Annotated in this window: 13 protein-coding genes and 2 pseudogenes; 1 reads left to right on the top strand and 14 read right to left on the bottom strand. The window is 36.7% G+C overall.

Annotated elements, in window-relative coordinates:
• Positions 1-248 precede the first annotated feature (248 nt).
• Positions 249-458, bottom strand: a complete 210-nt coding sequence (locus ACUYLD_RS03060; RefSeq protein ID WP_348622014.1) for a hypothetical protein — start codon at positions 456-458, stop codon at positions 249-251.
• Positions 459-1,056: 598 nt separating this feature from the next.
• Positions 1,057-1,236, bottom strand: a complete 180-nt coding sequence (locus tag ACUYLD_RS03055; protein ID WP_446674390.1) for a hypothetical protein — start codon at positions 1,234-1,236, stop codon at positions 1,057-1,059.
• Between the two features lie 315 nt (positions 1,237-1,551).
• Here ACUYLD_RS03055 and ACUYLD_RS03050 point away from each other — a divergent pair, with 315 nt between their 5' ends.
• Positions 1,552-2,454: an AraC family transcriptional regulator gene (locus ACUYLD_RS03050; protein ID WP_446674389.1), complete on the top strand. Its 903-nt coding sequence runs from the start codon at positions 1,552-1,554 to the stop codon at positions 2,452-2,454.
• 365 nt (positions 2,455-2,819) lie between these two features.
• Here ACUYLD_RS03050 and melA read toward each other — a convergent pair whose 3' ends face one another.
• The 12 genes and pseudogenes from melA to ACUYLD_RS02990 form a co-directional block, all read right to left on the bottom strand.
• Entirely contained in the window at positions 2,820-4,139 is a 1,320-nt protein-coding gene (gene melA, locus ACUYLD_RS03045) for an alpha-galactosidase (RefSeq protein WP_446674388.1), read from the bottom strand.
• A gap of 50 nt (positions 4,140-4,189) precedes the next feature.
• Positions 4,190-5,020: a carbohydrate ABC transporter permease gene (locus ACUYLD_RS03040; protein ID WP_446674387.1), complete on the bottom strand. Its 831-nt coding sequence runs from the start codon at positions 5,018-5,020 to the stop codon at positions 4,190-4,192.
• Positions 5,020-5,946, bottom strand: a complete 927-nt coding sequence (locus ACUYLD_RS03035) for a carbohydrate ABC transporter permease (RefSeq protein WP_446674386.1) — start codon at positions 5,944-5,946, stop codon at positions 5,020-5,022. Before ACUYLD_RS03035 ends, ACUYLD_RS03040 begins: the two co-directional genes overlap by 1 nt.
• A gap of 89 nt (positions 5,947-6,035) precedes the next feature.
• A complete protein-coding gene (locus ACUYLD_RS03030) occupies positions 6,036-7,301 on the bottom strand; it encodes an ABC transporter substrate-binding protein (protein ID WP_446674385.1) in 1,266 nt (421 codons plus the stop codon).
• Between the two features lie 1,210 nt (positions 7,302-8,511).
• A complete protein-coding gene (locus ACUYLD_RS03025) occupies positions 8,512-9,285 on the bottom strand; it encodes a Cthe_2314 family HEPN domain-containing protein (protein WP_446674384.1) in 774 nt (257 codons plus the stop codon).
• A 432-nt stretch (positions 9,286-9,717) separates the two neighbouring features.
• Positions 9,718-9,837, bottom strand: a pseudogene (locus ACUYLD_RS03020) (DUF1805 domain-containing protein); the annotation flags it as partial.
• A 194-nt stretch (positions 9,838-10,031) separates the two neighbouring features.
• Positions 10,032-10,538, bottom strand: a pseudogene (locus ACUYLD_RS03015) (RNA 2'-phosphotransferase).
• 902 nt (positions 10,539-11,440) lie between these two features.
• Complete coding sequence (locus ACUYLD_RS03010) at positions 11,441-12,346, bottom strand: hypothetical protein (RefSeq protein WP_446674383.1); 906 nt, start codon at positions 12,344-12,346, stop codon at positions 11,441-11,443.
• Positions 12,347-12,944: 598 nt separating this feature from the next.
• Complete coding sequence (locus tag ACUYLD_RS03005) at positions 12,945-13,433, bottom strand: hypothetical protein (RefSeq protein ID WP_250267935.1); 489 nt, start codon at positions 13,431-13,433, stop codon at positions 12,945-12,947.
• Positions 13,433-14,776 carry a WXG100 family type VII secretion target gene (locus ACUYLD_RS03000; protein WP_446674382.1) on the bottom strand — a complete coding sequence of 448 codons (1,344 nt, stop codon included), beginning with the start codon at positions 14,774-14,776 and terminating at the stop codon, positions 13,433-13,435. The genes ACUYLD_RS03005 and ACUYLD_RS03000 overlap by 1 nt, the downstream gene beginning before the upstream one ends.
• Positions 14,777-15,049: 273 nt before the next feature.
• A complete protein-coding gene (locus ACUYLD_RS02995; protein ID WP_446674578.1) occupies positions 15,050-15,595 on the bottom strand; it encodes an RNA 2'-phosphotransferase in 546 nt (181 codons plus the stop codon).
• Positions 15,596-15,992: 397 nt separating this feature from the next.
• Entirely contained in the window at positions 15,993-16,538 is a 546-nt protein-coding gene (locus ACUYLD_RS02990) for a hypothetical protein (protein ID WP_446674381.1), read from the bottom strand.
• Positions 16,539-16,573: the final 35 nt, after the last annotated feature.

Below are 16,573 nucleotides of genomic sequence, written 5' to 3'. Positions count from 1 at the left end.
TTATAGTTGTAACGAAAACCATATCCTAAAACTCAGAAATGAGTGTAAATTTTTTTATAATTATGTAGTTGTTGCTTGGTTGTGCTAATTTCTTGAGCAATACTTAATTGTGTTTTAGGCTCGTATTCTTTTTCATGTACTAGTAGCTTCTATACTCAATCCATAAGAATATGCCCCTAACCAGATCGCCGCAACTTTCTGGCATGTATAGGAGCATTCATGTATGAACATATTTAATGAGCTGATAATTAATTCTCTGAATTTTTCCATTTTAGAAATGTATTTAGGGCAATAACAATAATTAGTACGATGAGTAAAACATTAGTCATAGTAAGAGTGCTATCTAAGTTGCTCAATCTAGTTTCAATGTCCTGTAAACCTGAACTAGTTTTATCCCCTATTTCACTAATGCTAGAACTCATCCGATTTAAATACTGTACTAATTCACCTATATCCATCCAGCACACCTCCAGTCAATTGTTTACAATAACATATATTTTTATTATTTGTTTACAATTATTTCATATAGTGCTATAACGAGGTCGTTAATAAATTCTATTTTCTGGAATTAATTTAAAATATTAAAATCTAACCTTACTTAGATCTTAATACGCAGTGGTGCCAAACAATTACTAAGTTTTGTCATTATCGGCACCGGTGTTTTTCTACAACTTAGAGACGAACCCCAAGTAAATAATTTCAATTCCTCGTATTTTCACCCCCCAATCATTCCCTAACATACAAAAAAGGCTAAACGGGCAATCCCGTCTAACCCTTAATTGTGACTTAATATTCTTCTTTCGAACAAACGCTCCATACTATTTATACAAACGTGCTAACTTCCTATATGCCAGCCCTAAACTTGAAACCAACCACTTTGAGCTGCCGATGGTATAGTTAACTTGACTACTCGTTGTTTGTGTACTTATAACTAATACTAATAAGAAAGTCGTCGTGCATAGCTTTCTAAAGTTTTTAATTTGTACATCAACAAAAGATAAAACAAGATCTGTGTATAGGATAAAACATAATTTTTATGATACATTCTGATCATTATCAGAAAATATATATTCGTTCGGTAAAATCTTTGTCTTCATTTGCTATTGTTACCGTATCGTTTATATTTAGTTTAACCTTGGTATGGCTATCAAGCGTTATAGAAAAATGAATATCTTGTAAGACTTCTTTATCCCCAATTAATAGGTTAATGATTTTCTTCTGGTTCACTAGCAGCATGTAATATTCCCCCTCTTACTTAATAGTTCTAATTAAATTTTTGAATAGGTCAATCATTCGTCAATTGCACCCCTTTCACTTTTAATAAATACCGAAGCATTTAATTTTATAAATCGAACTTCCTGCACCAATCAACTTCCTTTTCAACATAAACTTAAAACTGGGCTATCACCCTATTCTTCTATCAGGATAAATAATTGCTACTCAAATATTTATTCCCACGTATTAACCTTGTTTATTATTGTTGTTATAATAATACTAAAACACTAAATTAATAACCTCAATGGTAAGTCAGTGTGATTGGAGGGTAGAATATTGTCCTATATAAGTGAACAGAAACATAAAGAGGGGTATGGAATTTACGGTTTTCGTTTTCAAGATGCATTTCCCAACAATGTGACGAACATTTTCTCGCTAGGCAAAGAAGAGAAAATGCCCGGTGCAGAGTATCATTGGCATGGGTTAAAGCGGAAAGACGTTGACACGTATGTGTTTAAATACACTCTGTCAGGATCAGGAAGTCTTGATTTAGAAGGTAAGAGTTATTCATTGAAGGCTGGGGAAGCATTCTTTGTCGAGATCCCCAGTGATCATCGTTACTACTTTCCAAAGGATAGCGAAGGTTGGGAGTTTATATTTATTACCTTAGTGGGAAGAGAAGCCGCCGAATGCTGGAGATTTATGAAAGAACAGAGCGGCCCTGTCTTGAAAGTTCCACCAGACTCTAAGCTGATCCAACTTTTGCTGAAAATTTATCAAGATACATCCGATCAAAAGATTACGGACGCATATCATGCCTCTGCAAAAGCTTATGAGTTTATTATGGAATGTTACCGATTCATAAAGAACATTGAATCAACAGAAGGTTTCTCTCTTCAGATTACAAAAGCCTTATCATATATCCAAACACATTATTCTAAACCGATCACACTCGACGAAATAGCGGCCGTATCTGGATTCTCAAGGTATTACTTTATTAAACAGTTTCAACATCAACTAAATATGACACCTATGCAATACCTTACCAAAATCAGGATACAAAAAGCAGCGGAGCTTCTTCGTTCAACGACCTCTTCTGTTACAGACATTGCCGACATAGTAGGTTATGCAAACGCAAATTATTTTAATAAAGTGTTTCGTAAAGCTGTCGGTGTATCCGCAGGCGCTTTTCGCGACAGCAAAGACGTCGTCCCGATTGATCATTTGATCATTGATTAATTGATGGCACTGGAAATGGATTGGTGGAAAAAGGTTAGATAAAGATATTAAGGAATATCGGGTAAAATTGAAAAAAATTGTCATGTTATGCAATAAGGAGAGAGGAATCAATTCAGAAACCTGAAGCTACAATATAACCACATAAGAAATACCACCAACTAAAACTCAATTCAAAGATAAAATGGTGTATCTTCCTGGAGGAGAGGTAAGATTGCTGGTACTACCCCATTTAGGAAACTATCTATTTGATTTATACTTTTTATGAAATGAACAAAGATGTAGAAGGATTAGAACGAAGATTGTCATTTGGAGTTTGGGACAGTCCCTCATCACTTTAAATTGATGTGAGACTATCCCGCTTTTATTTAAACCAATACTTTATTATTCGTAAACTGTGGTAGCCAGTTGCCATGCGCTTCAATTAAATCGTCACACATTGCGATAATGTCGTCCATTGATAGCTCAGCAGCGGTATGTGGATCCAGCATTGCTGCTTGGTATACCGTTTCCCTTTTACCTGTAATTGCCGCTTCAATTGTTAGTAGTTGTGTATTAATATTTGTTCTGTTTAGTGCTGCTAATTGTTCTGGAAGATCGCCAATATACGTCGGTATAATGCCATTGCGATCAGCGACACATGGTACTTCAACAACTGCTTTTTCTGGAAGATTACTAATTAAGCGCCCTGTATTTAACACATTTCCACCAAATTTAAATGGTACATTCGTTTCCATTGCTTCAATAATTCTTGAGCCGTATTCATGTGAACGAATATGTGTAAGCTGACTGTTATTTACCATCTCTTCTCTCATAGTTTCCCATCTCTCAATTTGCTCCACACAACGACGTGGATATTCATCTAAGGGAATATTGAATCGTTCAATAAGCTCAGGATACTTACTCTTGATGAAATATGGATGATATTCTGCATTATGCTCAGAAGATTCTGTAATATAGTAACCAAACTTGTCCATTAATTCGTAACGAACCATGTCACCATGTTTTGCTTTTTGTTTTTCTTTAGCACGGCGTTTGATCTCAGGATATAAATCCTTGCCATCACGTTTTACTTCAAGTAACCACGCCATATGATTGATACCAGCAATTCGTTCTTCAATGCCTTCATGGTCCATTCCTAAATCTCTGAACAGGTGCTCTGTGCAAACTTGAACACTATGGCATAAGCCAATTGTTTTTACATTTGTGTAGCGTAGCATTGCTCCAGTTAAGCTTGCCATTGGATTCGTGTAATTTAGGAAAAGTGCATCTGGACAAACCTCTTCCATATCTTTTGAAAAATCTAGCATAACAGGAATTGTACGGAGAGAACGGAAAATACCACCGATACCAATCGTATCTGCAATTGTTTGTTGGAGACCATATTTTTTAGGGATCTCAAAGTCAATCACTGTACTAGGCTTATAACCACCTACTTGAATCGCGTTAATCACATATTTTGCTCCACAAAGCGCTTCTTTTCGGTCATCGTATGACTTGATCGTTACATTACTATTATAATTCTTCTTTAAATTGTTCAGCATGTTCTCTGAATCTTTTAGACGCTGTGCATCGATATCAAAAAGAGCAAATTCAAATCCTGCTAAAGCAGGTACCATCATACAATCTCCTAATACGTTTTTGGCAAATACTGTACTTCCTGCACCGATAAATGCGATTTTTGACATAATTCATCTTCCTTCCTATTCATATGTTTTTTCTAATACTTCTTATTAAATTAGCCTTTAACAGCTCCTGAAGATAAACCTGCAATAAAATATTTTTGTAAAAATAAGAATAAAATTGTCATTGGTAGCATAGCTAAGATAGCAGCTGATGCAACTAGATTCATATTATTTTTGTTTTGACCAAAAAAACTTGCCAATGAAACTGTTACTGTATGCATTGATTTATCTTGTAAGAAGAAAATCGCAAATTGATAATCATTCCAAATGAATACACAAGCAATAATAAGAATGGAAGCTGTGATTGGCTTAAGTAATGGGAACACGATTTTGAAAAAGGTTCCTAGTGTACTTGCACCATCGATTTTTGCAGCTTCTTCTAACTCCTTCGGAATCGTTGAACGGATAAAGCCAGCATACAAAAAGATTGTTAGCGGCATAAATGAAGCAACATTATTTAAGATTGCCACCTCATATGTGTTCATCATCCCAATGTTTACAACCAATTTGTATAACGGGACCAATGCAGTTAGTGGCGGGATAATCATGATCGCAATAAACAAGAAATAAAAGACTTTATTTAATGTTGTTTGGCGGCGTGCCATTGGATAAGCAGCCATTGATCCAAAGAAGATTAATAGAATAGCAGAGCATGCAGTGATGATCGTTGTATTAATAAAGGACGGACCCAAATTAGCTCTATGCCATGTATCTATAAAATTCTGAAAATTCATCTCCTTCGGAAAGACCCACTTTGAAGTAAAATCACCCTTTGCTTTTAAAGCCGTTGTAACCATAATATAGAAGGGAATGATATGGAATAACAAAATAAGAACAGATACACCTGTTAACAATCCTTTGTTTTTCTTCTTAAGGTGTTCCATTATGCCTCAATCTCCTTCCGCTTAAAGTAAACAAGTGCTGATAAGCTTAAGATCAAAATGATGAAGGCCATAAACACACCTTGGGTTGCTGCATAACCTGCATCCTGTCTTTTAAAATAGAGATCATACATAAATGTTGACATCGATTGTGACGCATTCCCAGGTCCTCCACCAGTTAATGCAATAATGACATCAAATAATTTCAATCCACCAATAATATTAAGCACCATATTGATTGTGATCGATGGCATTAATAATGGTAATGTAATGTTTTTGAATTGCTGAAGGGCTGATGCCCCATCAATTTGTGATGCTTCATAGAAATCCTTTGAGATACTTTGTAATCCAGCTAAATAGATGATCATCGCAATTCCAACATATTGATACGTATTGACAAATACGATAATCCACGTATTAATCTCTGGATTTCCCAATGAATTGATTTTTTCAAATCCAAAGTATTGTAACGCGTCATTAAGTGCCCCACCTTGAAAAGCGAAGAAAAAGTACCAAATATACCCCATGATCAACGGACTAATTATTACTGGTAAATATATGACTGTACGTGTAATTGTCTTCATTTTAATGCTTTGGTTTAAAAGCAACGCATATAATAAGCCAATAACATTTTGAAGAACTGTACTACCGATTCCATAAAGCAGAGTATTTTTTGCAACAAGCCATGTCGTAGGATCTGTAAACAGTCTCTTATATTGATCCATACCCACAAAATCATATTCTTGAGAAAAACCGTTCCAATTCGTAAAGGATAGTTGAACACCATTAAAAAACGGATATACAATAAACAGAAAAACAACTGCAAAACTCGGTAGGTACATCCACCAAAGGGATGATTGCTTTTTCTGTTTGAGATTCTGGTTTTTTTTCGTTATTGCGTGCTCAGTTTTTGTAGCTAACTCGCTCATACATTCCACTCCTTTTTTAGACATTGGGTTATTATGTAGAGGAGAGTCCCTCCATCCCCTCTATGTAATAACCTCTGTCTCCAACGAAGTTACTGACTTCTTAAACGTTTATATTCTTCTTCCATTTTTTTCGATAACTGTTCAGGAGTTAAGTTACCTGAAAGCAACTCTTGACCAGTAGTTCCCATAACATCCCACATTCCACTTGGTAGATAGACACGATCAAAGTAAGGTTGAACTTTAATTTCCTCATATTCTTTATAGTACTTAGAGAAAAAGTTTTCCGCTTCGACATTCGTTAAAGCATCCGGTGCTGATGTGCCTACTGCAATTGTTTTAACATTTTCTGGTTGAGCTAAAAACTCAATAAAACGTCTTGCCTCTTCGGGATACTCTGTGTCTTTCCATACTGCTAATGTATGACGCTCTCCCCCAATCCAGCTTGGTTTATCACCTTCATGAATCGCAGGTACAGGCATTGTACCTACTTTTACATCTGGGTTTAATTCTGTTGCATCAGGACCAAGTGATCCGGCAATGAACGTAAAAGCAATTTTATTTTGTGCAATTAACTCTGTTGCCTGATGAGCTTGAGCTGTTAATAAATCTTCATTTACCAACCCTTTGTCTTGCATTTCCTTCATTTTCTCAGCAAGAAGAGTGTAATTCTCCCAGTTAAAAGTTCCATCTAATAATTGATCTCCGTAGCTATTCTCCTCATCGGTAATAAGTAATGGAGTTGCAAACTCGTCAAAAATTTGCGCAATTGCAGATTTATCACTACCTGAAATCCATAGCGGTACAACCTCACCATCGCTCTTTTCTTTAACTGTTTCTAAAGCTTTTATAAACTCATCTAGAGTTGATGGTGGTTCAATACCATACTTTTGTAATACTGTAACATTGTAGCTAAGGCCGTCTTTTGCTTGATTTAATGGAAATGCATATACTTTTCCATCTTCATCTTTTATAATTTGGTTTAACGCTGGATCAAGGTTCTGTACCCAACCCATATCCTTTAAATCAGCGACATATTCACCATATCGAAGCTGTGACCAGCCATGTGTATCAAATAAATCCGGCATATCATTTGCTGCCATTTTTACGCGAAGCATATCTTCATAATCGCTCGGTGAATTCACATCAATATCAATTTCAGGATTTTCCTCTTCAAACTTTGCAACAACACTTTCAAATGCCTTTTTTTCACCTTCATTTACCATTGATGAATAAAGAGATAATGTTACTTTACTGTCATCTCCACCAGAATCATTTGATGCACCTTTATTTGAACAACCCGTTGCAAACAATACGAAAGCGCTAACAAAAATAAACATCCTCATAAACTTTTTCATTTTCTTCCCCCACATTCAATATAAGTTATGAATGAAATGAACAGTTCCTTACTGTATTGTTAAACAAAGTTGTAAATTGAACGCTTAGACGTGCCATTTACTCTGTAAAAATTTTAACCATTGTCAAAAGTGTTCTTCCAATCTCGCCATTGGAACTAAATATCTGTTATCTGTCTCCTTCAACAGTTCATTTTTAATAAACGGCCGAACAATATGCAATCACTAAGAACATTTTTGCAAAAATTGTACATCCTGTTCCAATAAAAGCGCTTTTTAACAGAAATTCACCTCCAGTAAGTGGACTAGAGAATGTCCATCTAATCTTCAGGTAGGATAAAAAATTGTTTTAAAAAAATTTTACTGTCCCTTATTTAACTTTGTATTTTTGTTGTTATTTGTTATTTGTTATAATGATAAAACGACCGTTCAACAATCTCAATGGTAAGTTAGTGCGAATATAGGGTAAAATATTGTTCATTATAACAGTTTAGCTAGGAAGTGATATATAACGGTAACTGTATGTAGGACCCTTAATAATTGTTTAAGTAATGTAGTGTGATTACAGCTTAGTAAATAAGTATAAAAAAATTAATAACGAATGAAAAACCGATTTTCGAGCGCCGCTCCTGACTGGGATCTAGAGCATCCTAGAGGTCCAGTTGAGGACATTCCCGTCTTAGATCCAGCCAGTAACCGGATAACACCCATTTTGTTATATAAACTATATCACCAGCTATGACCCCCCGGAAAATTTTCCGTACCCTTTACTACTTTACAGGACAGTTCAAAGTTGCCCCCCATTTGAACGTCCTAAGCTTAACTTAGTAGCCTAATACTGAAATTGTTTAAGTATTCAGTTAGGACACCAATAAGGTTCCCCAAAATTTTCCTAGATGCTTCTCAATTCACATAGTAGTGATTGTTATACTGGTGAATTACTTCCGGCAAAATTTTGTCTAATGTTGATTTCATTTTCTCCAATTGGCTCAGCAACATCCTTCATTGACCGCTGGACAAAACGACCAGCGCTTTGATCGCCATTATTCTAGATGGACCATTGGTCCATCCGCTTCTCAATATCAAAGTACAGTCCAAACTGCTCAAATACGTCGATGTCGTCGTATTTTGATACAAAAAAATCCAGTTACCGTCAATATGGGGGCAACTGGATGGTAAAATTGGTGTTTTATATGGTCTTCATTTCTCCAAACTACCTCATATGCTCATTAACCACATCAATTACATCAATTAATAGCTCCCAAACCTCTAGTACCATTTTTTTGGTTTCACCTGATGAAGTATACACAATATGGTCTCCAGAAAGAGATTTAGTTATTTTATATTCTTCTCCCCCCAAGTTAGTCACTGGCCTCTCCTTATCTTTATAAAATATTACACCTGATGTGGGAGACGAAGGAGGATAATTATGCGTAAAGTCATTTCTAATTCGTCTAAAGTCTTTATAGATTGGCTTATCTATAATTTCTCTCAGGGCAAAGTAAAGCTGTTCATTTGATAATTTTACAGTACTTTCTGTTTCCTTTTGATCCCAACATTTTTTAAAAGATGGCTTATACATGTTCCAATTATATAATCTATTACTAATATGAGATAATACATCTAAAGCAGAAGAAACTTTATAGAAGAAATTATCAACATAATAATCAAAATAAAATTTGAGGAAGTAATCCTTCTGTTCGAAATGAGGAAGTAGGCGAACAGTTCCCTTTCCCTTGACAAGCCACTCATCATCATTAATTCCTTGCTCAAATATATACAATAAATTGATCAGACTAAATTCTGCCTGTGTCACTTTATCAAAAAAAGTTGTAGACCATGTAAAGATATCATAACCTTCTAAAAACGGGATCTCCGATTCGGTTATAGATAAATGATTATCTTTTTTTAAAGGTATTCTTAATTCTTGATCAAGGCGTAAGTAATCATCATACTTTGGATGAATCAAGTTATATAATTCCTCCACTTATTCAACCTCTCCTTTTATTTGAGATAATTGTTCTAATCAAAATATTAGACTATGTCTCGTTCATTTATTCTTAGAATAACATACACTTCATAATCCACATACTCCTGAGATGCTCTCACGTTCGTTTTAAGGCCAGCATTTAAGTTCATGAATCATCATTCTTCGAAAATCTATTTATACATCCCCCATACCTTGCATCAACTCAAATAACCATTTGATCTGACCTCACAGGAGTAAAATGCACAGTCACATGCTTGTCCCCCTTTAGAAGGTCACAAATGCGGTCACAAAATTCCGTCATTTATAAGATTTTAATAGAATAAATCAGTACAGATCAGTAAATTGAAAATGCTATGAAAACTTGTCCCGCTTGACCTTACGGCTTAAACATCGAAAAATTTCACCACCTCAAATTCGGTACATCTTAGACGCACCACACATGATGTAACCACGGGAGTTGGAGATAGTCAGCAGCGTTGTTTTAGGCAGTTTGACTTCGACTCCGATAAATGTATGCTCACCCACTTGTACGGGTTCCATGTGTATCATGGTTATTACATGCACCTCCTCTTTGTTCACCCGGGATATTTTATGCGGCATTTGCGGGTAAGTGTGGACGCTCGGGGATACGTTCAAAATTTTAGGAGGATTATGTATTTACAGCAAAACAAGCCATATCAAAAAGACTAGATGAATCATCACATCTAGTCCCTTTATCATCGTTAATGTTCTAGGTTTACACTTTATTCAAGCTTCTTTAAGTACTGTGGGGATATAAGGTCGGCAAGCCAAACACCATGATTGGCTTTATAAAACTTTACTTGATTATAATGCCTTTTCTGTGTCTACTTCGAGGATCACTAGTTCCCCACGTCTTTTGCCTGCTAAAATTGCAAACTCAAGGGATTCCGACAGATGTACACACTTTCTACCCATTGGCTTAATTCCTTCATTGAAAATATTATGGATTACCTTTGTGTTTGTACCATGATAGAGAATGGTTGGTGGAGTAGCCTCCTTATAATCTAACCTGTCTGTACTGTGACCATAATTAGCTCTTATGTACCCATTAACAATCTCATAACTTTGCTTTGAACAATAGTTTACTACTTGCTTGATACCCAACTCACTAACATCGGCCCATCTATTCTCTGATCTTATCCCTTGAATCAGGTCTTGAATGTCACAATAACCCTCATGGTCTAGCTCAAACCAAACTGTTCTGGTGTATGTCTCAGAATCTTACTCATAAACTTACTGAGGCTCTGTCTATCTATAATAACCTATCCGATGATTCATAGCGCCTTGTGAAGTAAAGCCCCAAACCTCCGATAAGGAAAGATGTAGCTCCAATTAAAAAACCTCTTAGACTGTATCTGTTATAAGCCTCAATATTTTTGCAAGTCCCAGCCCACAATGAAAATAACCGAAAATACCTCTTATCAAATCCATGATAAAAAATTTCTGATTCTTAAATCCCTCCTCTCTAATAGTTGTCCGATGAAAATAAAGATTTAGACTGGATTTGTTGGTCCTAAGCTGATTCTGAATTGCTAAATCGTCAATCTTGGAATAATAAGTTTTAGACTGACCCAAATATAAAACTAGCGGCAGTCAAGGACCTGAAAATAAAGTCCTAGACTGCCGCTGGTTTATTGAACTAACGTTCTCTGTTAGCGTAACAAGTGGTGCAAAATTATTTCATGCGATAAGACTGGCTGTTTTGATAAAGTTTATTTCATACAAGATGAGGTTCTTGTCATCCGCCGTACTGATCCAGCCAGTCGCGCTACCACGCCTCGAAGGACTTGCCACTTATACTCTGCAGCGGCTTGCCACTGGGAGCGAGAACATGCCATCCCCGTTGATAACCACAACCCTTTCGGTCCTGCCGATCGGCTGCCGTCAGTAAGAAACGCCCAGGCGATAATTTCTCCCTGAATCGCTAGGCTTCCAATCGCCTTAAATCGTTCTACCTCTATGGTTTTGCCGAAATAATCGGCTGGATCAACGTCTTCCCCATTCGACCATATCTGGCGTACGGGTCAGCACTTTCCGATGCGACTGTCGAGAATCCTCTCTATCTCTGGATATTCCTCGAATCTTCGTTCGATGAAATGTTGAATAACCGCCCCGTAAAGGGGCGGTTTTCTTAGGCTTGCATAAATGCTTCTAACGGTTCCAGAGTCGCGAACGTCTTCTTCGCATCCTTCTTCCGTTGCTCATCATAGAGTTTGGTCAACTCTTCGAATGATTTAGCTTTAATCTTCGTATAACTCGATTTGGTGTATCTGATTATGTACGTCTTTACCCCTTCCTCTTCACTCCACTCGTAAACGACATCATATTTGTCCCTCAAATTCTTTAAATGAAGTGACCGGCGCAACACTGCAAAGTGTTCTTTAATGGCTTCATCACATTCCTCCATAATCTTCACGTATGTGCAGCCAACTCGCATCAGAATCTCCAATGCCCGTTCATCGCCGTATCTCGCGAGAAATTCCTTCAACGAAACCAGCGCATATAGCATTATTTGTTCCTTGTCATTTGGATTCCTGTATTCATAACAGCCTACAACCAAATTGCGGTCGATCATTTCCTCCTTACTGAATTGCATATTAAACAAATACTCGAGTGTCTTTTGCTTCATAACGGTTTCCAACATCTGTTCTTTATCAATCCTGATGCCCGTTGTCACCCACGGAAACGGTAGTTGGCCGTTACTTTCACGCGGTATGCTACCCCTAAGATTCAAAATCGGCATACCCGTAGCCATTGCGTACGACCTGTTATATCCGTCGCCCGCGAATATTTCCTGTTCTTCTTGCATGTGTCCTGCCCCTCCTTTTAGTACCAAGTTCCATTCGGCGCGTAGTGCCACCAGTTGTCTGCGAAGTGAATCTCCGCTCGATTTCAGCGAATTGCGATCCAAATTATCTTCCGCACTTTCCAGTAATTTCTTGGTTAAGCTATAGTTCTCCGTTCGTATTATGAGCTGTGACCTACGCTTATGGGCTTTGCCACTCCACTTTCGCTCTTCCAGTCCCGCTCTGTCCATTGTCAGGCAACACTTTTATTTCCATCCCTCCAGGCACTTCATGAATCTCCGTTACAATCGGCTAGACGAACCGAGGAATAAGATCCTATAGTAGACTATTGCATATCTATAAAACTACCACTTTTTTGTGTTGGTCTCCTATTAGTTCATCACCGCTGCTTTTCATGAACCCGCGAAGATACTTCTGGGATAAATTGTATCATATGAGAACCATAAGTCCATCTAATGGTTGCGTTATCCTGCCCGTTGGCTAATGCCGGCTGCCAGTCTACAACTTTATTTTTCACGGTCTAATGCTTTGTTTTTCAGTCTAACACTTTATTTTCGCAGAACAATAGTCTCATTAGACTATTTTGTTCTTTCCATAATTTTAAGAATGTATCATACTTCATAACATTCACGCACCTTCCGTATACTTTACCCATATCACTAAGTTAGTAGCCTGATTGAAGACTCTCCTGTTAAACCCGCCTCTTAATTCTTAGGTGCATGCAAATTATCTTCTTTATCAGATAAATTACTATGAAAAATGAAAAAAGCTCACTCCCATTTTATTGTTAAAGGAGCAAGCTTATAGATATTCATTAATCGTTGTGAATTATATTGATTTAGGATTTTTATAGCACCAGTTTGGATCATAGGGCAGAGATCTGAACTTCTGCATATCTTCCCAACTGTAGACCCAATCGTAATCAGGAATCCAAAAATAGTCAGTAGGATTTAGCTTGAGATATTCATATATAAATCGAAAAATCAGCTCTTCAACACCATAAACATCTTCAATACATCCTACTTGATACAAGGACAAGCTTGAATCTAATCCACTAATATCTTCATCATGCTCATAATTAATTTCGTAATTATCAATTCCGTCAATATAGAATATAAACTGCTGGTTATTTTCAGCACCCAGTGGGTTATAAGATATATTTAGAGTTGTTGAAAAAAACTGTTCGTTCTTATATTTTTTATCATTGTCAAAATATAATCCAGCATCTGCATGAAAGGCAGCTACGATTGCATCTCCTAGTAATTTCTCAGGTGTATATTTTTCTCGTTCTATTAAAATAAAAGCCGAACTTCCCATCACTTAACCACCTTTCTTAATTCCTCTAAGGAATTTACAACAGTTACTCCTAGCTTCTTGATATTATCTAATTTTTCTATATTACTTTGAGATAGATTGCCCCAAGGCTTATCGATATAAAGTATAACTTTCTTCTGTTCTGGATTAAAATAAAGCTTATCAGTCGTAATTGTCATTTTCTCAAGTTGTCCTTCTTTAACTGCTTTGATTGAAGCCTTAACCTCAATTAATTCATTTTTTGTAACTACATCTAAATCACCTGCAAATTGACCATCTTTCTTTAAAATTTTTTGTCCAAAACCAGTGACTTCCCGTTCTTCTTTTAAAAAGCCAGCTACTTTTGCTTCAGTTGCCTTTCCTACATCTGAGCTATTCATAAAGTTCTCAATATCCCGGTTAATATTTTTGGGATGTTGATCAACCCATGTCAATTCATTGCCAGCAGGGTTTGTATATTTCGTCTTATTTCCTTCCTTAATTATACTCCCTATATTATTATTGTGAGTTCCCTCGATTACATGTGGAGCCTTTTCTGCCTTAGCTCCCGAAGATGGAGTAGAATTAGATGAACCTCCACCTTCTCCTTTCGCCATCTGCCACAATTCCGCTGAGCTCTTCCCTATTCCGCTTGCGCCTTTAACTGCGGTTGTACCTCCATGTGCCGCTAAAGCTGCTGAGCCAATCAATCCAGGTATTCCGATAATACTACCAACTCCCGTGGATGAAACAGCAACTGATAATCCTTCTCCACCTGTTCCAACGATTACCTCACCAGCTCCCTGCAATGTTGTAGCTACGTGACCAAGAATTTCACCTACTTTAGCTGCCATTGGATGATCATAGTCACGGTCTTTGTCAGGCAGCATCCCCAAGGTTAAATCTTCCTGAATAGCACCTTTCGCTCCCTGAGCAGTATCCCACAGAATTTCTCCTTGAAGCTTGCTAGCTTCCATCTGGGCTTCAGCCTTGGTGATCTCCGCTTTTCCGATCTGTTCAAAAATTTTATGTAGCCAACCTTCGCCGCTTGATGCCGTTTTAACAGGCACACCATTCCCTGGCACATCCAGTACAACTTTTTCTCCATCTACCTGTGTGAAGTTTTTTGAAATAAAAATGAGTTCTTGTGCAACCGTAGAAAGTCGTTCAAGTGTCACGCCCATGGATTGTCTAGAGACCTGAAAATCTTGGAAAAACCTCTCTCGGGTAGCACCAGACCAACCTTGTTGGACAAAATCAATTCTTCCATTCAGTAAATTCAACATACGTTCCATTTCGTGTTTACCATGCAAGAACTGGTCAGCCACTTCCATTAGCTTATCAGGTGGAACCAATATTCTCCCCAATTGATCACGTCCATTTTAATTTAGATGGAAATAATCTTATCAGAAGGAGATGTTTAAGGATATCCTCCTATTATCCTGAAATTTCCTTTTATATTATATGACAAGTGGACTGATATAAACAGATTTACTATGTCAAAAGTATTGTATAGATCCCTGGCAAAGTAAATTATTTGACTTCACTCTTTTGATAGCATCCAATTTTATAGAATAATAGTTTCACTAACAGATTCAAGTAATGCAACTGACTTTATAATATAAACGAAAATATCATTGTTAAATTTTTTTAAAATATTGTGGTGGCACAAAATCGGCAAGCCAAACACCATTGTTAGCGATATAGAACTTCACATTATTATCCAGCGCTTTTACTGTATCGACTTCAAGAATGACTAATTCACCACGTCTCTTACCTGCCAATGTTGCAAATTCAAGTGTCTCAGATAGATGAACATATTTTCTCCCCATTGATTTAATTCCCTCGGTAATAATTTTATCAACTACTTTGCTATTTGTTCCGTGATAAAGAGCAGTTGGCGGAATGGATTCTTTGTAATCTAATCTTCCTGCACTGTGCCCGTAGTTCGCTCGTATGTATCCATTTACCATGTGGTACCGCTTCTTTGGACAATTAGTTACGACTTGATCAATCCCTGCTTCTCCTATATCCGACCATCTATTCTCTGATTTAATTGCTGAAATTAAGTCTTGCACGTGGCAATAACCTTCATGATCCAACTTAATTCCAAACTGTTCTGGTGTATGCCTAAGAATTTTACTCATAAATTTACTAAGGCTCTCTTCTTGTTTTGGTGATAACATCATATACTCCTTCTAATGTAATATTTGCTTTATCTAAAGTAACCAATCTGATGATTCATAGCGTCTTGTGAAGTAAAGCACCAATCCCCCGATAAGGAAACATGTAGCTCCAATTAAAAAAAACCTTAGACTATATCTGCTATAAGCCTCCAATAATACTGCAACTCCCAGCCCACAAGGGAAATACCCGAAAATACCTCTTATCAAAGCCATGATAAAAAACTTACGATTCATACATTTTTCTCCTCACTAATCGTACTTCATTATATAAAAACGAACAAATTTATTTCATCCATATCCATCCCATTCCACAGCAATCCAAAGTCTCCAACAATAACTTCCATTCTAAGCCTAAATTAAAAAGACAACAGGTGATACCTGCTGCCTCTACTCGCCATTATTCAGCTTCCGTCAACATTTTTAAAATGCCAGTAAATGAGCCGTCAATCGACATAATATCTCCATTAACTTGTTTGCTAAATTGAGACTCAGTAAGTTTATCTTTTCCTGCTGTGTGATTCTTAATGAATTTTATAAGCTCTGCTTTCTGATTTGCAATATCCTTTAATGCTTGTTCACTTTCTTTTTTGTAATTTTTAACTGTTTTATTTAGTTCCACTTTAGCCACGCTGAGCTGCTTCTTTAATTTATCGCAGTCAGCCTTGGATTGAGCTATTACCGCTTTACTTGACTTATTTTTCACTTCGTTTTTATACCGCGCTGATGCTTGACTTAATTTCTGAGTTAGCTCACGAACTTCTGCCCCCAGAACAGCATTAAGTTTTTTTTGTGCAATTTTAATTTCCTTCACACGATCTTTGTAATTCTCAAAGTATATTTTTTCGATTTCACTTGTTGACATTGCTTTTGTAGATGTTGCTGCCAATACTTGTGATGGAATTAAGATAGCAAACATCAATAATAATAAAATAGCTTTCTTCATATGTATCTCCTTCTTAGGTAGTAGTGCAATTATCA

It is taken from the genome of Paenibacillus sp. SER-28, assembly GCF_052906305.1.
This window is presented reverse-complemented; position numbering and strand designations above follow the sequence as displayed.